The sequence below is a fragment of the Hoyosella rhizosphaerae genome (assembly GCF_014643175.1).
Classification (GTDB): domain Bacteria; phylum Actinomycetota; class Actinomycetes; order Mycobacteriales; family Mycobacteriaceae; genus Lolliginicoccus; species Lolliginicoccus rhizosphaerae.
In genome coordinates, this window is record NZ_BMJH01000001.1 from 1,511,919 (window position 1) to 1,538,775 (window position 26,857).

Annotated in this window: 24 protein-coding genes; 10 read left to right on the forward strand and 14 right to left on the reverse strand. The window is 58.8% G+C overall.

Features of this window, described 5'->3' with window-relative positions; translation table 11 throughout:
* Positions 1-19: 19 nt before the first annotated feature.
* Positions 20-1,402 (reverse strand): WS/DGAT/MGAT family O-acyltransferase, encoded by a 1,383-nt coding sequence (locus tag IEW73_RS06925; RefSeq protein WP_188671938.1) that lies wholly within the window; start codon positions 1,400-1,402, stop codon positions 20-22.
* A gap of 152 nt (positions 1,403-1,554) precedes the next feature.
* Here IEW73_RS06925 and IEW73_RS06930 point away from each other — a divergent pair, with 152 nt between their 5' ends.
* Entirely contained in the window at positions 1,555-2,628 is a 1,074-nt protein-coding gene (locus IEW73_RS06930) for an alpha/beta hydrolase (protein ID WP_188671941.1), read from the forward strand.
* A 35-nt stretch (positions 2,629-2,663) separates the two neighbouring features.
* On the opposite strand, the gene IEW73_RS06935 is transcribed toward IEW73_RS06930, so the two are convergent.
* Positions 2,664-3,392: an NADH-quinone oxidoreductase subunit E gene (locus tag IEW73_RS06935; RefSeq protein WP_229675872.1), complete on the reverse strand. Its 729-nt coding sequence runs from the start codon at positions 3,390-3,392 to the stop codon at positions 2,664-2,666.
* A gap of 113 nt (positions 3,393-3,505) precedes the next feature.
* On the opposite strand from IEW73_RS06935, the gene IEW73_RS06940 reads away from it, so the two are divergent.
* From IEW73_RS06940 to IEW73_RS06960, 5 genes are all read left to right on the forward strand, one after another.
* Positions 3,506-4,846 (forward strand): glycosyltransferase 87 family protein, encoded by a 1,341-nt coding sequence (locus IEW73_RS06940; protein ID WP_188671944.1) that lies wholly within the window; start codon positions 3,506-3,508, stop codon positions 4,844-4,846.
* Positions 4,843-6,060: a DUF6986 family protein gene (locus IEW73_RS06945; protein ID WP_188671947.1), complete on the forward strand. Its 1,218-nt coding sequence runs from the start codon at positions 4,843-4,845 to the stop codon at positions 6,058-6,060. Before IEW73_RS06940 ends, IEW73_RS06945 begins: the two co-directional genes overlap by 4 nt.
* Before the next feature lie 41 nt (positions 6,061-6,101).
* Positions 6,102-7,115 carry an allantoicase gene (gene alc, locus IEW73_RS06950; RefSeq protein WP_229675806.1) on the forward strand — a complete coding sequence of 338 codons (1,014 nt, stop codon included), beginning with the start codon at positions 6,102-6,104 and terminating at the stop codon, positions 7,113-7,115.
* The gene (gene puuE / locus IEW73_RS06955) at positions 7,112-8,017 is read left to right on the forward strand and encodes an allantoinase PuuE (RefSeq protein ID WP_188671953.1); all 906 of its coding nucleotides are present in this window, start codon (positions 7,112-7,114) and stop codon (positions 8,015-8,017) included. The genes alc and puuE overlap by 4 nt, the downstream gene beginning before the upstream one ends.
* Positions 8,018-8,103: 86 nt before the next feature.
* Positions 8,104-8,847 carry an SIMPL domain-containing protein gene (locus tag IEW73_RS06960; RefSeq protein WP_188671958.1) on the forward strand — a complete coding sequence of 248 codons (744 nt, stop codon included), beginning with the start codon at positions 8,104-8,106 and terminating at the stop codon, positions 8,845-8,847.
* Between the two features lie 31 nt (positions 8,848-8,878).
* Here the strand turns inward: IEW73_RS06960 and IEW73_RS06965 are convergent, their stop codons facing one another.
* The 6 genes from IEW73_RS06965 to IEW73_RS06990 form a co-directional block, all read right to left on the reverse strand.
* Complete coding sequence (locus IEW73_RS06965; RefSeq protein WP_188671961.1) at positions 8,879-9,520, reverse strand: DUF5701 family protein; 642 nt, start codon at positions 9,518-9,520, stop codon at positions 8,879-8,881.
* A complete protein-coding gene (locus tag IEW73_RS06970; RefSeq protein WP_188671965.1) occupies positions 9,517-10,320 on the reverse strand; it encodes an ABC transporter permease in 804 nt (267 codons plus the stop codon). Before IEW73_RS06970 ends, IEW73_RS06965 begins: the two co-directional genes overlap by 4 nt.
* Complete coding sequence (locus IEW73_RS06975; protein ID WP_188673090.1) at positions 10,317-11,297, reverse strand: ATP-binding cassette domain-containing protein; 981 nt, start codon at positions 11,295-11,297, stop codon at positions 10,317-10,319. The genes IEW73_RS06970 and IEW73_RS06975 overlap by 4 nt, the downstream gene beginning before the upstream one ends.
* Positions 11,298-11,578: 281 nt before the next feature.
* Positions 11,579-14,149 (reverse strand): molybdopterin-dependent oxidoreductase, encoded by a 2,571-nt coding sequence (locus IEW73_RS06980; RefSeq protein WP_188671969.1) that lies wholly within the window; start codon positions 14,147-14,149, stop codon positions 11,579-11,581.
* 2 nt (positions 14,150-14,151) lie between these two features.
* Positions 14,152-14,949, reverse strand: a complete 798-nt coding sequence (locus tag IEW73_RS06985; protein ID WP_188671972.1) for an FAD binding domain-containing protein — start codon at positions 14,947-14,949, stop codon at positions 14,152-14,154.
* 11 nt (positions 14,950-14,960) lie between these two features.
* On the reverse strand, positions 14,961-16,334 hold the full coding sequence (locus IEW73_RS06990) for an 8-oxoguanine deaminase (protein ID WP_188671975.1): 1,374 nt from the start codon (positions 16,332-16,334) through the stop codon (positions 14,961-14,963).
* Positions 16,335-16,509: 175 nt separating this feature from the next.
* Here IEW73_RS06990 and IEW73_RS06995 point away from each other — a divergent pair, with 175 nt between their 5' ends.
* The gene (locus IEW73_RS06995; RefSeq protein WP_229675807.1) at positions 16,510-17,817 is read left to right on the forward strand and encodes an amidohydrolase family protein; all 1,308 of its coding nucleotides are present in this window, start codon (positions 16,510-16,512) and stop codon (positions 17,815-17,817) included.
* 341 nt (positions 17,818-18,158) lie between these two features.
* On the opposite strand, the gene pucL is transcribed toward IEW73_RS06995, so the two are convergent.
* Genes pucL through IEW73_RS07010 form a run of 3 tightly spaced genes read right to left on the reverse strand, consistent with a single transcriptional unit; the run spans position 18,159 to position 21,514 of the window.
* Positions 18,159-19,067 (reverse strand): factor-independent urate hydroxylase, encoded by a 909-nt coding sequence (gene pucL, locus IEW73_RS07000; RefSeq protein WP_188671981.1) that lies wholly within the window; start codon positions 19,065-19,067, stop codon positions 18,159-18,161.
* Between the two features lie 3 nt (positions 19,068-19,070).
* The gene (gene uraD, locus IEW73_RS07005; RefSeq protein WP_188671984.1) at positions 19,071-19,562 is read right to left on the reverse strand and encodes a 2-oxo-4-hydroxy-4-carboxy-5-ureidoimidazoline decarboxylase; all 492 of its coding nucleotides are present in this window, start codon (positions 19,560-19,562) and stop codon (positions 19,071-19,073) included.
* Positions 19,562-21,514 (reverse strand): solute carrier family 23 protein, encoded by a 1,953-nt coding sequence (locus IEW73_RS07010; protein WP_188671987.1) that lies wholly within the window; start codon positions 21,512-21,514, stop codon positions 19,562-19,564. Before IEW73_RS07010 ends, uraD begins: the two co-directional genes overlap by 1 nt.
* Positions 21,515-21,580: 66 nt before the next feature.
* Between IEW73_RS07010 and IEW73_RS07015 the strand changes: the two genes are divergently transcribed.
* Positions 21,581-22,144: a nucleotidyltransferase family protein gene (locus IEW73_RS07015; RefSeq protein WP_229675808.1), complete on the forward strand. Its 564-nt coding sequence runs from the start codon at positions 21,581-21,583 to the stop codon at positions 22,142-22,144.
* Here the strand turns inward: IEW73_RS07015 and IEW73_RS07020 are convergent.
* Both IEW73_RS07020 and IEW73_RS07025 read right to left on the reverse strand, forming a co-directional pair.
* Positions 22,128-23,015, reverse strand: a complete 888-nt coding sequence (locus tag IEW73_RS07020) for an SDR family oxidoreductase (RefSeq protein WP_188671992.1) — start codon at positions 23,013-23,015, stop codon at positions 22,128-22,130. The genes IEW73_RS07015 and IEW73_RS07020 overlap by 17 nt on opposite strands.
* A gap of 19 nt (positions 23,016-23,034) precedes the next feature.
* Positions 23,035-23,874 (reverse strand): SDR family oxidoreductase, encoded by an 840-nt coding sequence (locus IEW73_RS07025; protein WP_188671995.1) that lies wholly within the window; start codon positions 23,872-23,874, stop codon positions 23,035-23,037.
* Positions 23,875-23,982: 108 nt separating this feature from the next.
* Between IEW73_RS07025 and IEW73_RS07030 the strand changes: the two genes are divergently transcribed.
* Together IEW73_RS07030 and IEW73_RS07035 are read left to right on the forward strand one after the other, a co-directional pair.
* Complete coding sequence (locus IEW73_RS07030; RefSeq protein ID WP_188671998.1) at positions 23,983-25,455, forward strand: flavin-containing monooxygenase; 1,473 nt, start codon at positions 23,983-23,985, stop codon at positions 25,453-25,455.
* Position 25,456: 1 nt separating this feature from the next.
* Positions 25,457-26,368 carry an alpha/beta hydrolase gene (locus IEW73_RS07035; RefSeq protein WP_188672001.1) on the forward strand — a complete coding sequence of 304 codons (912 nt, stop codon included), beginning with the start codon at positions 25,457-25,459 and terminating at the stop codon, positions 26,366-26,368.
* Here IEW73_RS07035 and IEW73_RS07040 read toward each other — a convergent pair.
* Entirely contained in the window at positions 26,361-26,849 is a 489-nt protein-coding gene (locus IEW73_RS07040) for an SRPBCC domain-containing protein (protein WP_188672004.1), read from the reverse strand. The two genes, IEW73_RS07035 and IEW73_RS07040, sit on opposite strands and share 8 nt — an antisense overlap.
* Positions 26,850-26,857: the final 8 nt, after the last annotated feature.

Here is a 26,857-nt window from a genome sequence, read left to right on the forward strand (position 1 = left end):
GCAAACGTCACATGATTACCTATGCACTTTCGAGTCCTAATTGTTTCTCAAGTGACACGAGAGCATCGTCGAGGAATGTCAGGAGTTTTTGTAGGTGCGGCACAGCTTTACGGCACCCCACAATTCCGAAATCCAAAGTTTCGGCGTTACTCGTCAAGGTGATGTTCAACGCAAGCCCATCCATAGCAATGGACAGTGGATAAATACCGTCGAGCCGAGCACCGTCCCAGTACAGCGGCTTACGTGGACCCGGCACATTGGAGATCACAATGTTGAAGGCAGGAGGGGTGTGCGACACAAAACCCGGAACTGGGGCGAGGGCGAGCGGTGAGACCATAAACGCACCTACCGCCATCGCCTGGTTTGGACTCAATCCGGTAAGCATCCGTTTCGCCTGCTGCATCGAATTCGTGACACATTCGAGACGTTCAAGGGCGTCCGCTCGGTGTGTCCCGAGGCTTGTAAGGACCGCGGTAACGGCATTTCCGCCGTTTCCATCCTCCACCATGCTGTGCAGCGACACTGGCACCATGGCGATGAGGGGATCCTCCGGCAGTGCATTCTGGCTTATCAGGTAGTCGCGTAACGCACCGCCGCACATCGACAGCACAACGTCATTCATCGTGCACCCCGATGCCTTGCCTACCGCCTTTATCCGCGCGATTGACCACGACTGTGCGGCAAACCGGCGGGCCCCACCAATGGGCACGTTGAAGATGGTTTTCGGCGCGCGGAGCGGAAGCACCATGTCGCGTTCACGGATGGCCTGCCACCCAATGCGCGCTGCGGCCGGCACACCACCTGCAACATCACCAGCGATCCCGTAGCCGTACTTAGCCAGGCCAACAGGGTTGAATCGCGATCGCTTTCCTTCGAGTGCGCGGCGTTGACGTGGCGCAAACGGGGCCGGGCAATCTCGCGCTTCTGGGTCGTCCGACAGAACCGCTTGGAGCGTTTTTAGGGCTGTGACGCCGTCTATTAGTGCGTGGTGCACCTTTGTATAGACGGCAAACCGGCCATCTTCGAGGCCTTCGACGATTCGCATCTCCCACAAAGGTCGGTGCCGGTCCAGGAGAGAACTGTGCCAACGTGACGTCGCCGAGAAAAGCTCTCGGATGCGGCCTGGTTGCGGGAGTGCGGTGAGTTGGACGTGGTAGTCGAGATCAATCTCGTCGTCGGTAGCCCACAGTAAATTTCGTGGAGTGTTAAATGGAGTTCCCGGGCGGCGGCGAAACTTCTCCCCCACTTCAGGGGATTCGATAAGTTGCTCGTAGCGCTCTCGGATAAACCCCGGTCCCGCACCCTCTGGAGGCGTGAACAACTCGAGCCCCCCGACGTGCATGGGATGTTCCCGGCTTTCGATCGCTAGGAACATGAGGTCCTGCGGCGCCATCAAACCCATCTGCGTTCCTCCCCTAGTGTGATGGTCACTTTGCACGCTTTTCTGTTGAAATCTTAATGAAACAACTGTGTAACAAAGTGCCGTACGTCACGATATATAGATATAGATTACTGTGTACTATCGCGAACTGAGCCGAGGGGAAGTGCGACACGATGGACCGCAACTTGCATCACACCCGCTCATTGCGCCTCGTCGGAAGTTCGAGCAGCGCAGCAATGGCGCTCGCCCACCCACAACCGCAATCCATCGTTCGCGAAAACTACCTCGGCGCCAGCTTCCAGTCTCAAATCCTCGCCACGTCACTGCGATACAGCGTCAAGCCACTGCTGTCAGTATGGGCGAAATGGCCACATCTCCCTTGGCCTACCGGCGCTGTGGATCTGGCTGGATCCATGCTTCCTGCGGTCCCCGGAACCCGCTACCGGACGGTGCAGTTGCCCCACTGTCGCGCGGAATGGATCAAAGCCGAAGAAGTCAACGCTCAACGCGTCGTTCTCTACCTACATGGCGGCGCATTCTTGACCTGCGGGTTGCGCACGCACCGACGCATGGTTTCGCTAATCTCCGCAGCGTCACGTACCCCCGTACTCAGCGTCGACTACCGGATGCTGCCCCGCTACACCATTAACGATTCCGTAGAAGATGGAATCGACGCCTACCGGTGGCTCCTTCGTCGCGGATACCGGCCCGACCAAATCGTCATCGGCGGCGACTCAGCAGGCGGCTACCTGGCCTTCATGGTGACTCTCGCACTTCGTTCACAAGGCATCCCGGTGCCCGCCGGAATCATTGCGCTCGCACCGCTGACAAACCTCAATCCAGCATCCAAAATGGCGCACAGCAACGCCAAGACTTGCTCACTGTTTTCGGCCGACGTTATGAACGTCTTCACCGAATACGCCGACCGCGTCGAACAGCGACTGATGATCAACGGAGCCCCGGGGCCCCGCGTATGCCCCGTAGACAGCGACCTAAGCGGCCTTCCACCGACGCTCCTCCAAGTAGGGTCCACCGAACTGCTGTTGCCGGACTCCGAAATGATCGCGGACCGACTGGCCCACTACGGTGTTCCCTGCCAGCTGCAGGTGTGGGACCGACAAGTTCACGTCTTCCAGGCGGCTGCTGGGATCGTCCCCGAAGCAACACGTGCCATCAGGGAAATCGGGCGTTTCGTTCAAGACGCAGTACCAGCATCGGCCCGCCACAACGCACGATCACTCGCGTAGTTCACGATCCCGGCCTGTTCACGACCCCGGCCTGATCACGATCCAGACAGCGCATCCAGTGCAGACTGCGCCTCCGCGAGCTCCTTCCGTAGATCGGCAACACGCCTTTCCGCCGCCTGGCGCGCAGCATTAAGTGCAGCTTGAGCTGCACGCAACGCCCCCGGGTGGTCAAGCTGCTCAATTGCACGCAAGACCGCATCTGGTGAAACACTGGCAGGCTTCAACGACAGGCCACCAGGGCGATCCACTTCAATTGACCACGCGCCATCCGCGTCGGCACGAAGTGAAATCGCGCACTCCGCCGACTTTTTTGCCGTCTTGCTGGGGGCCGTTTTGCTCGGGGCCGTTTCGACGCTCCTTTTGGGCGGTACCGGCGCTTTTCGAGCAGCCTCAGCAGGCGCGGGCTGAGGTGTTGGAGCGGGCTGGGTGGCTGGGACGGGCTTGGGCGCTGGTGTCTGCTTCTTAGGTGCTGGTGCGCGCGAGGTCGAAACACTCTTAGCGCGGGGCTTCCGCTTCGGCGGCTCGGGAGCCTTGCGTGTGCGCCTCAACTCATGAGCCTCAAACGGGATCTCATCATCAACACCAGCCGGTTTAACCAGCACGCTTGAACCATCGACGGAAATCACGCGAGCAGAAGCCCCTGCCGCAAGCCCAAGTCCGACAATCGGTTCCCGCAAGAAGACCGTGACGCGTTTCCCTTCGGCCAACCCCGCAGCGATTTGTGCCAATTCCTCGCCGGTCAGGTGCTCATATGTTGTAGCCATACCCCACATTGTCCGGGATTTTGTCGTGTCATATCGCTCACGACTCAGGTTTGTCACATTCAGGGACTATGTTCGTGCTAACAGTACGCGCACGGGAGAAGGGGAGGCACCACATGCACGCGCGCCCCGCACAGCTACGCACTCGCAACTTTTGTCCGCCCACGTGGGCACATGGCGCCCTACTCGTGGGCGCGGTTGGCGCTGTGCTTTTCCACATTTTTGTCGTGCCCTTTGGTGCGCAACATTGGGGCCTTTTCAACAACATGCTGGACGTCAATGTTTACGCAGCAGGTGGGCTAGCAGTACTTGAAAATCGAACACTCTACGCCGGACCGGTTTATGGCCCGATGCCATTCACCTACCCGCCGTTCTCGGCGCTTTTATTCACTGGCCTGGCCTTAATGGATCAAACAGTGCTGCAGATCCTCTGGACCGTCGCCACTGTCGCGGCGCTCTACGCCACGGTCGTGCTGTGCTGGAAATCCCTGGGTTACCGCATCGGTCAGTCTTTGCTGCTGGCGGCCGTGCCAATGACCATCATTGCCACCGTCCTCGAACCAGTGCGCACGACGCTGTGGTACGGGCAGATCAACATCTTTCTGATGCTGCTCATTGTCTGGGATCTCACCCGCCCGCAGGGAGGACTCCTGCGGGGCATTGGCGTGGGTATTGCCGCCGGGATCAAGCTCACGCCCGGATTCTTCTTCGTATATTTGGCGCTCACCCGCCAATGGCGCACCCTTTACGTTTCGATTGTCGCGCTGCTAGGAACGATCGTCGTCGCGGCTGCGGTAATTCCCCGCGACTCCTGGACTTTCTGGCGTGGAACCCTTTTCGAATCCGAGCGCATCGGTCAAATTAATGCCCCAGCAAACCAATCAATAACTGGAGTGTTGGCACAGATTTTTAACACCACAGAACCACCGAAAGCGATCGTCGGAATCGTCACCCTCGCGGTGCTCGTCCTTGCACTTGTCGCCATCTGGCTAGCTCATCGCGCTGATCAACACCTGCTTGCGATCACTCTCGCAGGTCTCACCGCTTCCATGGTGTCGCCGTTCTCCTGGGGGCACCACTGGGTGTGGTTCGTCCCCCTCATCATCGCGCTCTGCCATTATGCAGTGCTGTCGCAACGACTGTGGGTGTGGTCCGCACCGGTTCTTGTCGCACTTCCGGTGCTGTGTTGGGTACAGGTCTTCACTGATCCAACACAACCGTCTGGCAGGTTCTACGCAATAGGCACTTTCATGCTGCTACCGCCTGATGCTGAACTCGTGCTGCTCGTGCGATCAGCATTTCCGGGAACAATGTTGATCGTCACCCTCACGACCATCGCCGTACTCGGTTGGCGTGAACTCGGGCGCACTCAACGGGCGCATAGACTTGAGACAAACACCGCCCTCTTAGTCGCCGCACATCAGCCAGAAACTGCTTCAGGTGCCATGATCAAATGATGTCGGAACTGCTAAGCCGCCTCACAACGATCCTCGCCCCTGTAGACGAACTGCTGCAGGAGCGCTTTCCATCGGTGAGTCGACTTCACCAACCGCCGCACACCGTGTACGTCAGTGCGGCTGACGCCAATGAGCAGACCATCGATCACTGGCGAACTGCAGCGCTTTCCCTTCTCGACGCGCACCGCACCGAACTCGTCGCACTTGCCTCCCCTCAGGCCGTGGCCAGGTCCGAACAACGACTGCGCGAAAACCCCATCGCCGATATTCGTTACGACTTCGAAGACGGCTACGGGTGGCGCAGCGACGCCGAAGAAGATTCGCATGCGCGCGAGGTCGGAAACTTACTAGCTGCGACAGGGAAACAACCCCAGTCGTGTGGTATTCGCCCCAAAGGGCTAGCTCCACACGAGCGCGGACGCGCAATGCGCACCCTCGAACTCGTATTTGACGCAGCCGGTGGTCCGCCTCCGGGCTTCGTGATGACAATTCCGAAACTGCGGCACCCCACCCAGGTCCAGGCCGTAAACACCGTGTGTGAGCACTTCGAACGCGCCCACGGACTCGTCGAGGGGGCTTTGAAGTTCGAACTTCAAATCGAATCACCCCAGGCGGTCGTCGGCGTCGACGGCACAACCCCCATCCCAGAAGCCATCGAACTGGGGGGTACCCGCCTTACCGGACTTCACTACGGCACATTCGACTACAGCGCCGCGTGTGGAATAGCACCGCAACACCAGTCGCTTGACCACCCCGTCGCCGATCACGCAAAAGCCGTCATGCTCGCCGCAGCCGCTCAAACAGGAGTGTGGGTGTGCGACGGATCCACCAACATTGTTCCCACCGGCAGCCCACAACAACGATCCGCGGCCCTCAAAACCCACTATGACCTAGTCATGCGGTCACTCTCCCGGGGCTACTACCAAGGATGGGACATGCACCCCGGCCACCTCGTCACGCGATGGCTCGCCACATTCGTATTCTTTGACACGTCACTACACGTTGCTCTCCCCCGGATCGCAACCTACCTCAAGAATCGATCCGGCGACGTTATGGACGAACCGGCAACGGCCCAAGCGCTTGCAACCGTGGTTCTTCGCGGACTCCACTGCGGCGCATACGGCGACCACGACATCACTGCGCAACACCCCGAATGCACGCCCGCCGTACTAACCGAACTCGCAGCAAGAGTAATCCCGAACACCAGCCGCTGAGATTTCACACAACGGCAACGTGTGACCAGTACTTTGACAATGTGACCCAACCTCGCGACTTCACACAACTGCCCGACCTCGCAGCACGAGCCCTCGGAGGTTCGGTCATCTGGGCCAACGACGAATCGTTTGCCGAAAAAGAAAACCTCATCCGCAGCGGCGTACCAGGCCATTCGCCAGCAACATTCGGCCACAAAGGCCAGGTATACGACGGCTGGGAAACACGACGACGGAGAGCGCCCGGCTCTGATCACGCCATCATCCGACTAGGCACACCCGGGATCATTCACGGCGTCATCGTCGACACCTCCTGGTTCGTGGGCAACTATCCCCCAGAAGTTTCGGTAGAAGGCACAAACGTAGCCGGATACCCCGACCCAAACACCATTAACGACGCCGCGGAGTGGGAAACGCTCGTTCCGCAAACACGGGTGGACGGGAACCTACCGAACAAGTTCGACGTCAGTAACCGCGCCCGATTCACCCATGTGCGGCTCTCCATGCACCCCGACGGCGGTGTAGCTCGCCTGCGAGTGCACGGTTACGCAAAACCCGATCCAGCATTGCTCGCTGCTGGCCCACTCGACCTTGCAGCAGTGGAGAACGGCGCATATGTGACGGACTGTTCAAACTTCTTCTACAGCTCCCCTAACAACCTGCTCATGCCAGGGTTCGCTCGTAGTATGGGTGACGGGTGGGAAACCGCGCGACGCCGATTCGGGAGCGAATCCTGGGAAGCACACAATGACTGGGTTGAGGTCAAACTCGCCGCACCCGGCACGATCAGCATGGTCGAACTTGACACGACGTGCTTCCTCTACAACTCACCCGGAAGTGGCAGAGTCCAAGGCAGGAACGGTTCGGGTGCGTGGCACGAAATCCTTCCCCAGACTCCGCTAAGGCCGGACACTCGCCACCGATTCCCCGTCGTCGCGTCTGAACAAGTCACCGATGTCAGGCTCGACATCTACCCAGATGGCGGCATGAGCCGACTCCGCGTGTGGGGCCAACTCACCGCCGAAGGGCATCGAGTTTTGCAAGGCGGCGACGAATGACATCTCCGCGTGATTTCGTCGGCTATGGCTCCCGTCCTCCACACCCGCAGTGGCCAGACGACGCGCGAATCGCCGTCCAGTTCGTTCTTAATTACGAAGAAGGCGCTGAGAACAATGTTCTCGACGGTGATGCCGCATCAGAGACTTTCCTCTCCGATATTGTTCCAGCGGAAGCATTCCCCGCTCGTCACATGAGCATGGAATCACTCTATGAATACGGCTCACGAGCAGGCGTATGGCGTCTGCTGCGAATCTTCGAGCAACGATCACTGCCACTCACCATCTTCGCCGTAGCACGGGCACTGCAACGCAACCCCGAAGCCGCTGCGGCATTCACTGAGCTTGGTCACGAAATCGCCTGTCACGGGCTCCGCTGGATCAGCTACCAGAATGTTTCCCGTGAAACCGAGCGGGAACACATGCATGAAGCCGTAGAAATACTGCGGGGCATCACCGGATCAGCGCCGCAAGGGTGGTACACCGGGCGCGACTCACCCAACACCCGAGCACTTGTAATGGAGCATGGTGGCTTCATCTACGACTCCGACTCGTACGCTGACGACCTCCCCTACTGGGTACCCACCCCCACAGGATCGTCACACCTAGTCGTTCCTTACACCTTAGAAACCAACGACATGCGGTTCTCGTCCCCCGCAGGGTTCGCCAACGGGGAACAGTTCTACGCGCATCTCCGCGACAGTTTCGACGTGCTCTACCGTGAAGGACTCGCAGGGCGCCCCGCCATGATGTCCGTTGGATTGCATTGCAGAATCGCCGGACGCCCATCGCGAGCCGCAGCCATCGAACGCTTCCTCGACCACATCCAAAGCTACGACAAAGTCTGGATCACCCGACGCATCGACATTGCGAACCACTGGCACACCGTTCATCCTGCACCGTGACATCGGTGTCGCCTTTTCTTCCACCGGGTGGGCGCGCGCATGCGTACGCTAAGTGGCAACATCATCGTTGCGGGGAAGGGATCACGATGAACCGCTTGAGAAGTCACGTCGCACGCAGTACCGCTGCCCTGTCGCTTGTGCTCGTTGGGGCACTAGCAACGGCAGGGTGCACCGCTGGGAGCAGCGCGGACCAGTCCGGGGAGTCTGCAGGAATCACCATGAGCGGCACTGGGACTGTGTCGGGCACCCCTGACACCTTGCGGGCAACTGTCGCGGCGATGGTGCTGCGGGACTCTGTCGAGGAAGGTCTCGATGCGGCCAATGAGGTGGCGCAACGGCTTATCGATACCGCCCGCGACGGTGGCGTCGCCGACGAAGACATTCAGACAGAGCAGTTCTCCATCAATCCACGGTTCGAGTTCGACGAAGGTACGCGGTCGCGCTCGATTTCCGGGTACGAAGTCACCAACCGACTCACTATCAAGATCCGAGATCTTGATAGTGCAAGTTCCATCTTGGACGCACTCGGCCGCACCGGAGGCAATGACGCTGTGGTCAACAGCGTTGGGTTTTCACTCGAAGACAATGCGGACCTCATCCGGCAAGCACGGGAACGTGCATTCGAGGACGCACGACAGAGCGCCGATCAGTATGCCGGTCTCGCAGGGCGCGACCTCGGCGACGTTGTCAGCATTGTGGAAGAACTAGCGCCTACCCCTCAGCCTTTCCAAGCTGACGATATGCTGCAACGCGCCGAAGGCTCTGTGCCGCTCGAACCTGGCACAGAAAATGTGGAAGTCCGCGTAACGGTTCGCTGGTTGTTCAACTAGGCGTCGCAGGGGTATTGCTAGGTACTGCACCTCAATTTTCTGTGCCTCGATTTTCTGTGCCTAAACGTGATGCGCACGAGGCAATACCCAACCAGGTGTGCCGGTTACCTGCCCAGCAAAACCCCAACTTCGGCGCACGTTTACTAATCCATAGCCCCGGGACCCTGCGATCGCCACACCGTGACGCAGGGGTCTGAAGGCAATGGTTTTTCTCCAGCGAGGCCGGGAACTGAAGCAGGAACGCAAGCCCCTCATTAATTGTGAGGGGACTGCGGTGATCCTTCTCGAACGACGCCATTGCTTCGTCGGGCGTCCAGTTCCGTGTGTCATCGCCACGGTCAACATCACAAATGGCGTAGATGTCCCCGTCAGGCACGACCACGTCGTCGATGGGGGTGAATTCATCAATGTCCGCGGTGTCAGGTGAGACGAATCCCGCGTTTTTTCCCAAACGGACGTGGGCGATCAACGTCGAGGGTGTGGCGATGCTCTTGCTGGGAACAAGTACAAACGGCACTCGCGCCCTAGTAGGTTGAACCAGTTCCGACGAGTAATTGGCAAGGAGGCGCTCGGCAATGTCCGCGGGCACAACCAGGTCTGCCACCCCTGTCGCGGCACGAAGAACGTCAACCTGCCTGTCGATTTCCCGGCGTGGGTCGAACGCTTCACTCATCGGCTCACCGCTTTCTTGTAGCGATGGATTGCTAGTGGCACAAAAATCACCAAGATGACAACCGTCCATCCGAGGCTTGCCAACACTGGGTTTTGCAGCGGCCACGCTTCGGGAGCAGGCATCGCCGGGTGGGTGTTGCCAAATAATTCTCGCGTCGCTTGCGTCACGGCAGAAACGGGGTTCCATTCCGCCACATGCCGCAACGCTGTGGGGAAGTTATCGCTCGGTACAAATGTGTTGGCGATGAAGGTAATGGGAAAGATCACGATGAATGAGGCGTTGTTGAACACCTCCGGAGTGCGAATCCACAGACCCACTACAGCCATCACCCACGACAGTGCATAAGCGAAGAACAACAGGATGAGGAAACCGGCGAGTGCCTCAAAGAACGACGTATTGATTCGCCAACCCACTAGCAAGCCGGTAAGCGACATCACGAACAGGCTAATCACGTTAATGAACACATCACTGGTGGTGCGCCCGACAAGCACCGCCGATGGGGACATCGGAAGTGACCGGAACCTATCAATGATGCCTTTCTGCATGTCCTCAGCCATGCCCAAACCAGTCCATGTTGATCCGAAAATTACGGTCTGGGTGAAAATTCCTGCAATCAGAAACTCGCGGTAGGAAATACCAGGCAGATCAATTACTGAGCCGAAGATGTACGCAAAAACAAGCACGAACATGATCGGAGACAAGGCGGTGAAAACGATCAAGTCTGGAACGCGCCTGATCTTGATCAGATTTCGCTTGGTAATAGTGACGCCATCACTAATGGCATAAGTCAACGCACTCACTGCTGTGCCCCTTCACCCTCATCCGCACCCGACTCGCTTCCGGCCTCATGGCCCGTCAAAGTCAGAAAAACATCATCCAACGTGGGTCGACGCAAACCAACATCCCGCAACGTCACCCCGTTGTCCTTCAGGACACCAATAACTTCCACCAGCGCCGATGCCCCACCGGTAACTCCCACACTGAGCTTTCCAGTGGCTCGGTCAGCACGGACTTGGCCCGGTGCATACGAGTTCAACGCCGTATTCGCCACGGACCACTCACTGTCATCCGGGATGGCGAGTTCGACGCGTTCCCCGCCGATTTGATCCTTCAGTTCGTCAGCAGTCCCCTCTGCGATCACCTTTCCGTGGTCGATCACGGCAATCTTGTCGGCCAGCCGGTCGGCCTCCTCTAGATACTGCGTAGTCAGCAACAGGGTTGTTCCACCGGCGACAAGTTCGCTGATCACCTCCCACAGTCCCAAACGCGCTCGGGGATCAAGACCGGTCGTCGGCTCATCCAGAAACAACACCGGAGGGTCAGCAACCAACGCACCAGCAAGGTCAAGGCGGCGCCGCATCCCACCCGAGTACCCCTTGACCGGTCGATATCCGGCATCGGTCAGGTCAAAACGCTCCAACAACTCGCGCGCACGCGCTTTCGCCCGTTTCCGGCCGAGGTGGTACAAGCGCCCCACCATCTCGAGATTTTCAAAGCCCGTCAAGTGCTCATCGACAGCCGCGTACTGCCCCGAAGCGCCAATGCCCGAACGCAATGCCGCCGCATCATTGACAACATCGAGCCCTGACACCGTAGCCCGACCCTCATCTGGCACCAACAACGTCGTCAACACCCGAACCGCAGTCGTTTTACCTGCGCCGTTCGGTCCAAGCAACCCCATCACAGTTCCTTCCGGAACCGATAAGTTCAACCCGTCAAGGGCACGCAAAGACCCATACGTCTTTACCAATCCCTCGGCCACAATCGCATCGCTCACAGCATCGCCTTCCGCACTCATTGCCCGCACCTCACGGCCGCACCGCGCACTAGAAACACTGTGCCACCGAAGTCTGACACTTTCGAGTCGGTTTGTGTCGGGCTGTTACGAAGCCTGTATGTCTGCCAGGGGTACGCGGATCGAGCCCCGATGCGCACGCTCCCACTTTGTTCAAACGCTCCCGCTTTTACCGTGAAAAAGTGGGAGCAAACGCACAAAGTGGGAGCGTCAAACCCTAACCACCAAGCCCTAACCGTCAAACCCTAACCACCAACCCAGTCCTAGCGCAGCGCACGCCACACACGCACTGGCGTCATGGGTTGCTCGTACAGGCGCACTCCGGTTGCGTCTCGGATAGCGTTCGCGAGGGCGGGCGCGACGGGGTTGTAGGGGGATTCGCTCATGGATTTCGCCCCAAGCGGTCCGAGCTGGTCGTAGGTGTCGGCGAAGTAGATCTCGGTTTCGGGGATGTCTGCTAGCTGCGGAATGTGGTAGTTGCGCAGCGTATTGACCGTATTGGCTCCCCCTACAGTGGGAACTTCTTCCCACAGCGCGGAACCGATTCCCTGGGCGATACCGCCCTCAATTTGTCCCCGGCATTGCTCGGGGTTCAGCACTGTTCCGGCATCGGCGGCATGCACTGATTGGAGTATTCGGACGATGCCGGTGCGGGGGTCAACGGCTACCCGGAAGGCGTGGACGTTGAAGGCGACGGAGCGCGGTGAGCCGTCTTGGCGCGCATGCTCGGTGAGGGGGCCGTGTGCTGCTGCAACTTCGCCAAAATCACCGCCTAGCTGCGCGATGCGGCGGGCCAGCACTGTGGCGGCCGCATGCACAGCTTTGCCCGCCACGACGGTCCCGGCGGAACCGAACGCACCGGTGTCATGCTCGACAGCGTCGGTGTCTGATTGGATGATGCGGACCTCAGAGGGGTCGATGCCGAGGGCTTGGGCGGCGAGTTGGGCGTGGACGGTGGTGGTGCCGTTGCCGAACTCGGCTGTTCCAACGCGCACGGTGATGGTGGCGTCACGCTCGAGGGTGACTACAGCGTCGGCGATGTGTCCTCGGGGTGGGATGGTGGCAATCATGGCCACAGCCATGCCCTCCCCCACTTTTTCGTAAGTCGCAGCCTGCACGCCCGCCGTGCGCCCGCGCAGGAGAGCTTCTTCGGCTAGGTCTATGCATTGGTCGAGGCCGTAGCTACCGAAGGTGAGGTCGTCGTCGTGGGGCGCGGCGTCGACGAAGTTATCGCCGGGAACCACGACGTTGCGGCGACGGAGGTCGAATGGTGAGATGCCGAGCTTGTGGGCTAGTTCGTCGAGTGCTTGTTCGATAGCGAACATGAGTTGGCCGAGTCCGTAGCCACGGAAGGCACCGGAGGGTGGGTTGTTTGTGTAGACGGCACGGGCGTCGACTCGTTTGTTTGCGCACCGGTATTGGGCGACGGATTCGCTGCATCCGTGGAACATCACACCTGGTGTGTGGTTGCCGTAGGCGCCAGCGTCGGAGAGAACGTCAACGGCGAGTGCGGTGAGTTGACCTTCTGGATTTGCCGCTACAGTGACGTCGATTCTCATGGGGTGCCGGTGGGCGGCACGGTCAAACTCGTCGGAGCGGGCGAATTCGTACTGGACGGGTCGTCCTGTGCGGAGCACTGCGAGGGCGACGATGTCTTCGGTGAACATTTCTTGCTTGCCACCGAATCCGCCGCCGACGCGGGCGGTGTGGACGCGGATCTGTTCGCGGGGCATTGCGAGGATGCGGGCGAGTTCGTCGCGCACGAGGAAGGGAACCTGACTGCTGGTGCGCAGCACAAGCCTGCCGTCGTCGTCGGTCCAGCCGATGGTGGCGTGGGTTTCCATGTGGACGTTTTGGACGCGGGCGGTGCGCCACGTTCCACGAACTACGGCTCCGTTGGCGTCCTGTGCTGCTTGGAGTCCGTGTGTGATGCTGCCGGTTTCGCCGTGCAGTTCGGCGACGATGTTGTTCGGGCTAACGTCTGGGTGCAGCGCGTCTGCCTCGGTGGCGCGTTCTGGGTCATGCACTGCGTCTAGAAGCGTGTACTCAACAGTGATTGCGGCGGCTGCGCGGTGGGCTTCTCGTGGGGTCTCGGCGATGACTGCGGCGACTCGTTGCCCGACGAATCTCACGGTGGTGTCGAGGATTCGGGTGTCATCCGGGTCGTCGGTGTAGTGGTGGTGGCGTGCGGTGGAGTATCGCGTATTCGGGCTGTCTGCGTGAGTGAGGATGGCGATGACGCCCGGCATTGTCTGCGCTGTAGTGGTGTCGATGCGGTCGATGCGCGCGTGCGCGTGTGGGCTAGCAACTATGGCGAGATGCAGGAGACCTGGGATGGTGGTGTCGAGGGTGTAGGGCTCATTGCCGGTGACAACGCGGTCGGCGGCTGGTGGTAGCACCGTATCGGCCGCGACGGATTGACCGGTGAGGGCGTCCCGGATGGAACGGTAGCCGGTGCAGCGGCAGAGGTTGCCTTTCATCGCGCGGGGTAGGTCTGATTGTTGTTCGGCGGTGAGTGCGGCGGCGGTCATGACCATGCCGGGGGTGCAGTACCCGCATTGGAAGCCCATGGCATCGCGGAAAGCTTGTTGGCTGGGGTGCAGGTTTCCGGGCTGGCCCAGTCCTGCGGGGGTGGTGATCGTCGCGTCAACTACGTGGTGTGCCGGGACGATGCACGAGTGGTGTGGCTTTCCATCTATGTGGACGGTGCAGGCGCCGCAGTCCCCGCTGTCGCATCCCTTCTTGACGTCGTAGTGCTCGTGCTCACGTAGGTAGGTGCGTAGGCATTGGCCAGGTCGGGGCACTGTGGTGATGTCGTGGCCGTTGACGTGCATGGTTAGTCCTTTGCAAGTTCGGCGATGATGTCCTGAGCGAGCAGGGTGGTGACGTGTTGGCGCCAATCAGCTTCACCGTGTGGGTCGGTGTACCAGCGTTGCTGGGGAATCCCGTTGACGGCGGGTTGTGTGGCTCCAGGACTGCCAAGGCCGATGAGGATGGGTCGATCGGTGGCGGCGGTGATGGCGAGGACGTATCCGGTTTCGGTGGCGCGCCCGATGAGAAGCGCCCCCGATCTTCCTTGCGGGGCCTGGGAGATGCGGCGAAAGACGACATGTTGGCGCAAGGCAGCGGCAGGCAAGTGCACTGAGCGCAGAATTTCCCCCGGCTGCAGGGTTGTTTGCTGTGGTCCGGTGACAAATTCCGTGATGGTGGTGGTGCGGTCACTGCCGTCTGGCCGCCAGATTGTAAGCGTGCCCTCGAGTGCTGCTGCGAGGGCGATCATGGAACCGGCAGGGAGGGCGAGACAGATGTTGCCGCCGACGGTGGCGGTGTTCCAGACCTTGATTGAAGCTGCGAGGGCGTCGGCACACTGACGAAACATCTTGGTTGCACCCCATTCTGCAGGGTAATCCGCCGATATGAGTTGTTCGATGGTGCAGGTGGCGGCGATATCCAGGCCGTGCTCGGTGATGGTGAGGGGGTCCCACTTGAGTGCGGTGATGTCGATCAGTCGATTGATCGCGGGTTGGGGTTCGGAGTAAATCCAGGTTCCGCCGGCGAGGATGGCGGCGGCATCAACTGGGATGTCGGTGCGAGTGCGCGGCGACAGGATGTGATCGATTGTGTGTAGATCCACGGGTGGTGTTCCTATCCGCCGTGCCCTCGTGCCATCACGAGTTGAGCCGTGAGCACTACCTTTGCGGCCTTCTCGACGTCGACAGTGACGACGTGGTCGTTTTCCACAATCGCGCGCCCGTCAACGAACAGACGCTCGAGTGGCGGTGCTGATCCCATGACGAGTGCGACTACGGGGTCGGCGATTCCGGTGTGTGGGAGGGTGTCGAGCCGCCACAGAGCAAGGTCGGCCAGTTTGCCTACCTCGATGGATCCGATGTCGTTAGCTCGTCCGAGGACTTTGGCGCCGCCGATGGTGGCAAGTTCGAGAGCCTGCCGTGCGGTGAGAGCTTCAGCGCCGTCTCGGGCGCGAGCAAAAAGCAGTGCATGGCGGACTTCCTCGATAAGAGAGGTTCCTTCGTTGCTTGCAGCACCATCAACCCCGAGGCCAACGGTGACTCCGGCCCGCACCATGTCGCGGAGCCGGGCGATTCCCGCTCCAAGTCGGGCGTTTGAGGTTGGGCAGTGCGCCACGGCCGTCCGGGTTGCGGCGAGAAGTTCGATTTCCCGGTCTTCGAGGTGGACGGCGTGGGCGAACCACACATCGGGACCTGTCCAGCCAAGTTCAGCCACGTAGTCGAGGGGGCTGCCGCCGAGATTCTGGTGGCAGAACTCCACTTCTTGCTGCGTTTCGGCTAGGTGAGTGTGTAACCGGGCGCCGTAGTCACGGGCAAGGGATGCGGTCTCGCGCATGAGGTCAGCACTGGCAGAGAACGGAGAGCATGGCGCCAAGCCGATACGGAGCATCGATCCAGGGGAAGCATCGTGCCACTCCGTGAGTGCTTTTTCGCTGTCTGTGAGGATGTCTCGCAGCGGCTCAACCAGCTGGTCTGGCGGCAGGCCTCCGTTCGAGCGGCCAAGGTCCATTGAGCCTCTGGTGGGGTGAAACCGCAAACCCACTGCGGCGGCTGCGGTGATCTCACTGCCGAGCATGTCGGCGCGTTTGCCACGGTCCCCGGTTGGTGGAAAAACGTAGTGATGGTCTGCGGTGGTGGTACAGCCGGTGGCGGCGAGCCGCGACAGCGAAGCGATAGCGGCTGTGTAGACCGTGTCTTTGGTGAGGTCTTTCCACTTGGGATATAGGGTGACGAGCCAATGGAATAGCTCGAAGTCTGCAGCTAAGCCCCTGGTAATCCACTGGTACAGGTGGTGATGGGTGTTAACGAGCCCTGGTGTGAGTACGCAACCACGCCCATCGATGATGGTGGCTTTCTCCGGGAGGTCGTCGGGTTCTTCGCCTACCGCAATAATGCGGTTTCCTTCAAAGACAACGCTGCCGTCAAATTCTCGTTTCAGCGCATCCATGGTGACAATATGCGCATTTCGGATTACTTTCACGGCCGCCATACCTTCAAATGTAGTGAAGAGATATTGCACAGGGGTGACGTTCAGGCTGCAACTCAACGCCGCTGTCATATGGAGGTCACATGCATATGGAAAAGTATCGAGGGTGCATGTTTACCGTGGCCACTTGCTACATATTTCGGGCAGTCCGACTGCTTCGACCGCACACCTTTCGTTGGTGAGTGAACCCAACGGCGCTCTTGTTGTCGATACGCATGGGAAAATTGTCTTTTCAGGTGAATTTACCGAAGTTCCGGCGGAGTGCGCCTCTGCCACCGTCACAGATTTCAGGCCCGGTTTTCTCCTGCCGGGGTTTGTGGATGCACATGTACATTTTCCTCAAGTTTTCACTACTGATGCTTATGGGGGCGGCGAGTTACTGAACTGGCTGGATCGGTGCGTTTTTCCGGCCGAGGCTCGATTTTCAGATCCCGATTTCGCAAGGGAGGCAGCGCGCGCGTTTTGCGCTGCACGTGTTGCTGCCGGGACGACAGCGGCACTGGTGTTCGGGTCAGCTTTTCCGGTGGCACAAGACGCATTGTTTGAGGAAACGCAGCGGATTGGTTTGCGCATGGTGAGTGGTCGCGGTGTGCAAACACGGGGACCTAAGTCAGCCTCGGCGTTGATCACGGATGATGCGACCGCGGAGAAGTTGTGTCGCAAAGAAATCGAAAAATGGCACTGTGCCGATGCGCCGGGGCGCTTCGATGAGGCGATGCTACAGGTTGCTCTGGTGCCGCGGTTCGCATTGTCTGTGACCCCAACGACCTTCCATTGGATGGGCGTTTTGTATCAGGAATGGCGTGATCGCGGCTTGTACTTTCATACCCACTTGAGTGAAAACGACGCCCCGGGTGTGGGTGAAATTGATTCGGTTATTCGAGATTTCGACATACCCGATTACTTGAGTGCGTACGACGGACGATTCTTACCAGGAGGCGCGAGTGGTGCCGAGTCGCTTTTGGGGCGGCGCACAATTTTTGCCCACGCGGTTCATTGCAGTGCTGAGGAATTGAACCGGATTGCCGCGACGCGTTCGTCGATCGCCCACTGCCCTACTTCGCAATTATTTCTAGGGTCGGGCACGATGCCGTGGATGCAGATTGCCGCGCGGGGAATCACAATTGCTCTTGGGTCCGACGTTGGCGCTGGCGATGAGTGGTTAATAAGCCGCGTCGCAAACGACTGCTTTAAGGTGCATATGAGCACGAAGGCCCCTGATGCCACTGCTCTCGACCCCGCAGCGCTGCTGTTTAGTGCCACATTGGCTGGCGCAAGAGCCCTCGACATGGAAAGCCTCTTCGGCAATTTAGATAGTGGCAAGGATGCGGATTTTATTGTCGTGGACCCTGCACTGTGGCCGCCGTTGGAGCGGTCGCTGTCGGGTGTGACAGATGTGTCTGGGCTGGTGTTTAGCCTCTTGATGTCTATGCGTGAACCGGCGATTGCAAGGGTGTTTGTCCGTGGCGCGGTTGTCAGCACTTGAGGCTCTGCAGCTTGCGGTTCGGCTAGCTTTCGGGCCCGTATGCGAGCGTCAGCGACGAAATATATGTGTAGTGCTAGGGCGGTTCCGGCGAGGGCGATGAAGGCGAAGAGACCGCAGGCAACGACGGCGAAGATGAGCGCTTCCTGGCTGGAGCCGACGCTGGCGGTTTGTTGCGTCTTTAGCACCGGTTCACCTCCGCGGTCTATTGTCAGGCTTTATTGCCCTATCAATAGTTGTACGGGAAAGTGACACTGTGGCGGTAAACGCCACACCGCCTATGACGTGTAGTTAACCTCCCAGTCACACGCCATTAACTACAACGGCGCTGACTTTCAGACGAACTACACCAACCACCCCCGCTGAGGCACCCACGCACTCCCTGCGTCCGGCGCGTCATCACGCCCCACCGTTGCCTGAATTAACCCGTACGGGCGATCGTCAGCGTGGAAGACCTCGTTGGCGTTGCTAATCCCGAATCGTCCCAGGTCATATTCAAAGTGATGTTTGTTCGGCGCCGACATTCGAACCTCAACAACCTCGTCATGCTTCGCAAGAATGCGCTTTCCAATCTCGTACAGCGTCTGCTGTAAAGCCAACGAATGATGCGTCGCAAAGGTCTCCACCACAATCTGACGAATCGATGGATACACGGCATCCCACTCCACCGTCGTACCTGCAAACCGCCACTGCGCAACTAGCGACGTCGCCATCACCCTGTCTGCCGTCGGCTCAAGAACTGTGAACTTGTCCGTGAGAAAGCCGCGAAACTCCGACCCCGACGACTTCAGCACCACAAGGTCTTTCACCCCGCCAATCACCCATTCACGCCGGTCGTTCCCGACGCCCTCCACGGTTACGGCAACAGTCCGCACCTCGGGGCCCCTGCGCACCCATGCATGGTTGTGCTCAACCCCATCAACGACAACTCGGTCCCAGTCGTACTGCTCGATCTCGATGCGAGCACCGCCCACGGGCTCGGCGTTGTCGACAAAATGCCGCGCTAGCGCCAACCCGTATTCCTCAACAGATCCCTCTCCGTGAGTCTTGGCGAACGCATACACAGTCTGCTTTTGCGTATCCGTCGGCAAGACAACACTCTGATCACCCTCTGTGTGCGCGACCCCAAAATCACCCCGTAGTGCAGTAGACACATTCAGGTCTCGAATTTCATGCCGAGGCTCATCCCGGTAAATGCGCACCACCCGGTTTTCCGCCTTGCCGTACTGATTTGACCCCAGAACGATTCCCACTGCTTAAACCCTCTCGTCGCCGAACAAATTGCGCAGGCGAAACTCGGTGATCTTCGCCAGTTCTAGCCTGGTGTTGCGCCACTCCACATCCGTGTCATTCGACATTCGCCGTTTCAGCACGGCCACCAACTCCTCAGCGCTCCGCCCATGCGCGAACACTAGGTACACATGGCCAAACGTCGCCTCATACAGTTCATTGAGCGCGATCAACTCAGACAGCACCTGGTCGTCCGCCGCCGAAACGCGTGCCTGCTCGTCAGCAGAACGCCCGCTCACACTGCGATCGCCAATGCGCGGATGCCCGGCAAGCGCATCCCGAATATCCCCGTCACCGAGTGCCCTAATCTGTTCTCGGGCACAGTGCGTAAGGTCTGCAACCGCCTGAAACGGGCGATGCGCGACAACACGTCGAGCCCACTTTGCTGATGAGCACGCTGACTCCAACAGTTCACGTGCGCAATCAGAATCCATTGTGTTGAAGTCGTCGAGTTTCATCACCGCAGCCCTTCGAGGCGGGCGAGGTAAGAGTCCGACGCCGGGTTTGCATCCGCCACTAGATCATCAAACCGGTAATTCAGAATTTTGGCTACCTCAATGAGTGCGAAGGATTTTTCACTTGAATCAGCATTGTCTAGCCGTGACGTACCGGCACGCAATACCGAATCAAATCGATCGACCTCACGCGCACAAATTATGAGGGGAAAACCAAAATGCATGCGATAGGCAGTCGCCAACTTGATTACCGTAAGGTTCTCTTCCTCGCTGAGCGTTGACAATGCGACATGGTCTGCGGCGACAAGCTGTCCACTTTCATCTTCCGAACCCAAGTCGGGGAACGCCCTCAGTAACTCAAGTTTTTCCTCATCCGTCGCGGTAAGCATCGATTCTTGGAAGGCGACTCGGAGATCGTGCGCATCAGCAAAAGGGCGCTGCGCATACGCCCGGCGAGTTACCCATTCCACGCCGTGAACCAACTGCCCAAACGTGGCGTGGAACTGTTCCGCCGTCATGCTGTTGATGTCGCCGAGGCGAATAGTTCCCCCTCCCGCTACCGCGTGGCCGCCACGACTGGTGTGAAAGAAAACGATATTGAGGAAGATCGCGGAGATTGCACCCATCGTAATTCCCGTTGTGAACAGAATTTCAAGAAAACCGGGCACTGCAGTCTCGATTCCAGGAATGACGGTGCCGTCGCTTTCCCGCCTGGTCTGCGCATGTTCTACGTAGAGCGCCAGTCCGAGTGATGTGCCCGCGATGATGAGATTGCGTTGATCAGTGAAATCGACCTTGGACAGTGTCTGAATCCCCACTATCGCGACGGACGCAAACAAAGTGATGGAAGCGCCACCGAGGACAGGCGCAGGGATCGCTTCAACAATTTGGGCTGCTTTCGGAAATAGTCCCAGCGCAATCATGATTACTCCGGCCGCAGCAACCACCCACCGCGACTTGACCCCGGTTAGGCGCACCAAGCCCACATTCTGGTTGAACGCGGTGTAGGGGAACGAGTTGAACGACCCCCCAACGACGGTAGCTACCCCATCGGCGCGCAACGCCGCTGCGATGTCCTTTTTTCCCACGCGCTTCCCGACGATTTCACCGGCAGCAAGTACTGAACCAGTCGACTCCACAGAGGTGATCAGTAAAACAATAATCATCGACACTATGGCAACGGCACTAAATTGTGGCCAGCCAAAAGCGAAAGGCGGAACAAACCCCACCCAGTTCGCCTCTCCCACCTCATTAAACGACGCGTCGCCCAAAACCCAGGCCACTGCGGTGCCTGCTACGAGCCCCATCAGTACAGCGATCGTGCCAAGAAATCCGTGGAAGAAACGTCGCACCACCACGATCAGCGCGATAGTGCCGAGTGCGTACACCATCCACCGAACATTGCCGGGGTCTTGCTGGCCTGTGTTCGGGTTAGTTACCGCGTTATTGATGCCGACTGGCAGTAGGGAAACGCCGATGATGGTGATGACGCTGCCAGTCACAACCGGAGGGAAGAATCGAATTAGTCGGGCGAAATAGGGTGCAATTAAGAAGGTAAATACACCAGCGACGATGACGGCGCCATAAACGTAAAGCAGTCCTTCGCGGCCGCCACCGTTGTCGTTTGCAATCTTGATGACTGGGGCGAGACTTGCAAAAGTTACGCCCTGCACGAGGGGCAGCCGAACGCCGATCTTAAAAACCCCAACCGCCTGCAAAATGGACGCGATACCGCAGGTGAAAAGGTCCGCCATGATGAGCATGGTGAGCGCTTCACCGTCGAGCCCTATTGCCATCGCAATGAGCAATGGAACCAGGACCGCACCGGCGTAAAACGCCACCACGTGCTGTGCTCCCAACACCGCGAGCGTTTGCACAGGCAACACTTCATCCACCGGGTGCTTACTACCCCGTCGAGAATGGTGGTGGCGACGCAGAGACGCAACAATGGACATGGGCTAAGAATGCGCAGCTACTGTTGCGGACACATTTCCTTAAGTCCCGTAAGCGAAGGAGCGACGTTGGCCCTCAATATCGTGGGTGTGCTGCTCGCAGCCGGTGCTGGGCGACGTTTTGGTGGGCCGAAAATCCTCGCCCATGATGGTGCCTGGCTTACCCACGCAGCCGCATCGCTGCACCTCGGAGGATGTTCACGGGTGTTTGTGACAACTGGAGCGGCTCGCCCGCCAATGCCTATCGGTTGTGACGAATTGTGGGTGCCTCAATGGCGCGAGGGGGTCAGTGCTTCAGTTCGCGCCGCCATCCACTCTGTGAGCGCCGCCACCAGCGAAAACGGCGAACCAGACATACTTGTTTTACACACAATTGACACCCCAGATATCGGCGCCGAGGTCATCCGCCGAGTCGTCAACGCCGTGTCCGGGAAATCATCATTGGCGCGTGCAGTTTTTGATGGAATCCCCGGCCATCCCGTCGCCATCGGACGAGCGCACTTCGCAGGCTTACTCGCCACCGTGCATGGTGACGCCGGGGCACGCCACTACCTCCACCAGCACCACACAATGCACGTGGAATGCGGCGACCTCGCCACGGGCGCCGACGTAGACACTAAAGGGCCCGCTTAACTACTTGATCAACAATTCTATCCAGCGGCTTCGGTGCCTTCGCCAAACCAGCCCCGAGGCGCATCACGTAATCCGACATCACTGTGGGCGAGACGGCATCGAGCAACACCGAACCGATCGCGTCAGCGCCAACGAGGTAACGCGACCGCGGATGACGCGCCGTCAGTGCCCGACGGATTGTCTTAGCGACGGGAGTGGGCGCAGGAAAGTCGGCAGATTTACTTTCGATCTGATCCGCAAGAGCGTAGGCATCCTTGTACGCCGAACTCTCCCGGTCCGGCAATGTCGAAAAGGCGCTTTCCCATACCCCGGTGCCGAAACTGCCTGGCTCAATGAGCACCACTTTGATACCGAAACCTGCGACTTCACGGCGGGCCGCATCCGATACTGCTTCCAGCGCATACTTACTCGCTGCGTACCAACCGAGAAACGGTAGCGCTACCCGCCCAGACATGGACGAAATGTTGATGATCCGCCCATCACCACGTTCCCGCATAGCCGGTAGGACAAGCCGCATCAACTGAGCGGGGGCGAGAACATTCACCTCCATTTGCCGCCGAGCAAGGTCACCAGTGACGTCTTCGATCGCGCCAGGCTGCGCAAGGCCGGCGTTGTTCACCAGTGCCCAGGGCCCACCGCCAGTCATCCCCGCGATTTCATCAAAAGCCTTAGCGGTCTGCTCAGGGTTGGTGACATCGCACAGCACAGTACGAATGGAGACACCTGCTTCCGCCGCAGCATCAGCAACGGCACGTGCACTAGTTTCCGTGCGTACCGTGCCAATGACGTCAAAATCGTGCTGTGCAAGTTCGATCGCGGTAGCCAGGCCGATTCCGCCGTTCGCTCCGGTGATGACAACGCTTTTGCTCACGCTGCTCCAATCCTTCTTCCTAAGTAGTCCTTGTTGCTAAGTAGTCGCGGAAGTCAGTGGCGGGATGCCCTGTCAACGCGGGCACAGAGTCAGTGACAACATCCAGCTCGCCGGTCGCTGCAGCCTCGTATGACGTCACCCACCCATCCAGTTCCCATTGCGCTGCGCCGTAGGACTCGCGGGATTGGTAGGCCTCATCCAAGGTCTCGGCGTGGTAGGTGATTGGCCTCCCCAGCACCTCGGTCATCATCGCGGCCGCTTCCGTGAATGTGAATGCCCGCGGGCCAGTGAGGTCATACGTCTGTCCATCATGCCCGTGTGTGGTGAGCACCGCTGCCGCAGCGTCGGCCACATCGTCGCGCGTTACGGCCCCTACTTTTCCGTCGGCAGCAGGACCCCGGATGACGCCATCGTCCCCTGCGAACAGCGGGATTACATCCTGGTAGAGGTTGTCACGAAGAAAGGTGAAATCAAGCCCAGACGCTCGGATGGCTTGTTCGGTGTGCCAATGGTCGCGCCCGAACGTGAATGTGCAATCAGGTGCCGCAGAAACGAAAGATACGTAGACGATTCGCCGCACTCCTGCCTGCGCTGCCGCATCCACAACCCGCCGCTGCACGTCCGCGCGGTCCTTCGATTCAGGTGCAGAAACGAAGAAGAATGTGTCAACACCTACGAGCGCTTGTTCCAAGGTGTCCGGGTGATTGAAGTCGCCAAGAGCGACCTCCACGCCAGGGTCCCGCAGCTTTCCAGGATTGCGTACGATGAGCCGACTCGGCAACTCATGGTGTGCAAGCCGTTGCGCTACTCGGCCGCCAATTTGTCCCGTTGCCCCACTAATTGCGATCACTCCGGTCATGTCGCATGAGGCTACTCTTGCCTTTTCATTTGCGTGCACTAAGTGGCACCCAGAAGTCCCTCCACGTATCGTCACACGTAAGCATTTCAATTGCAGAAAAGGACAAGTGTGGAGCGACGTTCTCAGCCTTCAGTGGCCATCATCGGGGCCGGTTTTGGTGGTATCGGGATGGCTATCCAGTTGAAAGAAGCTGGGTTTTCTGACATCACCGTTTTTGAGAAGGCAAACGACGTAGGTGGGTGCTGGCGCGAGAATACCTACCCTGGTGCAGCATGTGATGTCCCGTCACATTTGTACTCCTACTCTTTTGAACTCAAGAGCGATTGGTCCCGGCGATTTGCTGAGCAAGAAGAGATCTTGACATACATCCGTCACTGCGCTGAGAAGTACCAAGTGTGGTCACATATTCGGTTCAACACCGAGGTGAATGCTGCAGAGTTTGATGACGATTCAGGGCAGTGGACGTTAACGCTTTCCGATGGAAACACCGCTGTCGCTGATGTTGTTATTCCGGCGTGCGGGCAATTAAGTCGGCCCGCCTACCCTCGCATCGAGGGATTGGATGACTTCCAAGGCGAGATTTTCCATTCGGCGACCTGGAACCACGACTACAACCTCGACGGCAAGAAAGTTGCCGTCATCGGCACCGGTGCGTCGGCGATTCAGTTTGTTCCTCGAATCGCTCCGGTCGTGAACAAGCTCACCCTCTTCCAGCGCAGCGCCCCGCATGTCATACCCAAGTCGGACTACGCGTACCCCAAGCGAGTGCAGGCCTTGTTCTCACGATTCCCGTCGACACTGCGGGCAAGTAGGTGGGCAACATACTGTGAGCTCGAACCGCGCGCGCTGATGTTTACTAAGTTTCCGCAGATTTCCACCCTCTACGAAAAAGTCTTCCTCCGGAATCTTCGTAAGTGTGTTGCGGATCCAGTATTGCGAGAAAAACTCACTCCGAAGGACCCGATTGGGTGCAAACGAGTTCTCCTGTCGAACGACTACTACCCTGCTCTCACGCGGGACAATGTGCATGTCGAGACCGAAGACATCTCGCGTGTCACCGCTTCGGGTATTGACACCGTCGATGGAACGACGCACCAGGTTGACGCAATCATTCTGGGAACTGGCTTTACTGCCACGGATTTCCTAGCACCTATGCGCATCTCGGGCCGAGGAGGTAAGAGCCTCAACGACGAGTGGCGCGCTGGTGCCGAAGCGTATCTCGGCATAACGGTATCGGGCTTTCCAAACATGTTCATGCTCTATGGTCCCAACACAAACCTGGGCCACAATTCGATCATCTTGATGCTCGAATCGCAGATGCGGTACGTGCTCGAGGCAGTGAAGAAACTCCACGACAACAGTCTTCGCTGGATAGATGTACGTGATGCCGCCCAAGGCAATTTCAATGACGAGATCCACAAGAGAGTTAGCGCAACTATCTGGGATCGTGAGTGTTCCTCCTGGTACAAGACCGCGGCAGGTAAGAACACAAACAACTGGCCAGGTTTCACTTTTACCTATAACGCGTTAACACGCAGTGTGAATCTCGATGATTACGACACCACGCAGTTAGTGTCATAGAGTGCTTCATCGACCTCATCTAAGTCCCGGCCTGATGCGTATCGGCGTAAAAACTGTGCTGCGCCCCATGTTGAATCCGCGCTGGCCCGTTGGCGTTCAACGCAGACTCATTGATGCGGCAGGCTTGGTATCAGTCACAGCTGCCGATACAACGCGTACTGCCGTAACTCTGGGTGGGCGCCCCGCCGAGCGCTACGTCAGCGATTCCGGTGAGGCGGACGGTGCTGTGTTGTACCTGCATGGCGGTGGCTATGTGGTCGGTTCGCCATCCACACATCGCCCGATTTGCTCCCACCTCGCCGCATCTTCCCAGTCAGAAGTGTTTTCCCTCGACTACCGACTCGCCCCCGAATTTCCGTATCCCGCGGCGCTCGACGACGTGGTATCCGCCTATCAGGAACTCCTCGACAACGGCATTCCCGCGTCGAAAATCGTGCTGAGCGGCGATTCCGCTGGTGGTGGTCTCGTGTTGTCTGCGATGTTGCGGATTCGCGAAGCTGGTATCGAACTACCGGCGGGCGCAGCCGTCATTTCACCGTGGGTGGATCTGAGCCTTGCACAAACGCACGAATGCGATAACGACCCGATGTTGCAAGTATCGTGGCTCCGCCAAAATGCGGAGCGATACCTCAGCACAAGTGCGATCACCCCCGACCTCGATCCACTTGCCGCTGACTTAAAGGGGTTTCCTCCGCTACTTATACATGTAGGCAGCGACGAGATCCTGCTCCGCGACGCTGAACGACTTGCCGAGCACGCACGCCAGTGCGGGGTTGCGGTGGAATTCACTGTGCTCACAGGTTTATGGCACGTCGTACACCTGCATGCCGGGCTGGTGCCGGAAGCAACGACAGCGGTAAACGACATGGGCCGGTTTATCCACGCCGTGAGGGCTACCGGCACTTCTAGCTGAAGTGCTTCTGATACCGCTCAACCAACGAACCCCAGTAAGCCTCGGGCTCAAGCGCCTGGGGATGCGCGGCAGATCCTAAAGCAAGCGCAAGGTCATCAAAGCAAAGGTGCCACCCCGCGGCCGCTTGAGCTGCGTCTTCAACGTCATTGAGTTGCTGAGTGAGGGTGATCAGGCACCCCTCGAGCGTGTCCTGCACGTCCCAATCAAGCCGTCCCTCGCCCCATTTGTGGCTCAGCGAACGTGGCGGGGTTGACGAAATTACCGTCGCATCCAGCGCCTCGTCATCTGGGTCTTCAGTGAATGCGGGGCCAATCTCGGTGAGATCCCGGTCAGGAACTACAGGAGACCATTGGAGAAGTAGCGCCGGTTCGGTGAGGAACGACCACACGGTGTCGGGCTGTGCAGCAACCTCAGCGCGGATGGTAAGAGAAGCTTCCCCACTTGAGTTTTCAAGATCCACTTCACGCAGCGCATTCGACATCGACTGGT

Coding starts and splice junctions, on each gene's coding strand:
- IEW73_RS06965 (WP_188671961.1), bottom strand. CDS start 9,520: ATGAGTGAAGCGTTCGACCCACGCCGGGAAATCGACAGGCAGGTTGAC.
- IEW73_RS07010 (WP_188671987.1), bottom strand. CDS start 21,514: ATGTCCATTGTTGCGTCTCTGCGTCGCCACCACCATTCTCGACGGGGT.
- IEW73_RS06945 (WP_188671947.1), top strand. CDS start 4,843: ATGATGTCGGAACTGCTAAGCCGCCTCACAACGATCCTCGCCCCTGTA.
- IEW73_RS06940 (WP_188671944.1), top strand. CDS start 3,506: ATGCACGCGCGCCCCGCACAGCTACGCACTCGCAACTTTTGTCCGCCC.
- IEW73_RS06930 (WP_188671941.1), top strand. CDS start 1,555: ATGGACCGCAACTTGCATCACACCCGCTCATTGCGCCTCGTCGGAAGT.
- uraD (WP_188671984.1), bottom strand. CDS start 19,562: ATGAAACTCGACGACTTCAACACAATGGATTCTGATTGCGCACGTGAA.
- IEW73_RS06990 (WP_188671975.1), bottom strand. CDS start 16,334: ATGGCGGCCGTGAAAGTAATCCGAAATGCGCATATTGTCACCATGGAT.
- IEW73_RS06980 (WP_188671969.1), bottom strand. CDS start 14,149: ATGCACGTCAACGGCCACGACATCACCACAGTGCCCCGACCTGGCCAA.
- IEW73_RS06960 (WP_188671958.1), top strand. CDS start 8,104: ATGAACCGCTTGAGAAGTCACGTCGCACGCAGTACCGCTGCCCTGTCG.
- IEW73_RS06925 (WP_188671938.1), bottom strand. CDS start 1,402: ATGGGTTTGATGGCGCCGCAGGACCTCATGTTCCTAGCGATCGAAAGC.
- IEW73_RS07040 (WP_188672004.1), bottom strand. CDS start 26,849: ATGTCGAATGCGCTGCGTGAAGTGGATCTTGAAAACTCAAGTGGGGAA.
- IEW73_RS06935 (WP_229675872.1), bottom strand. CDS start 3,392: ATGGCTACAACATATGAGCACCTGACCGGCGAGGAATTGGCACAAATC.
- IEW73_RS07025 (WP_188671995.1), bottom strand. CDS start 23,874: ATGACCGGAGTGATCGCAATTAGTGGGGCAACGGGACAAATTGGCGGC.
- puuE (WP_188671953.1), top strand. CDS start 7,112: ATGACATCTCCGCGTGATTTCGTCGGCTATGGCTCCCGTCCTCCACAC.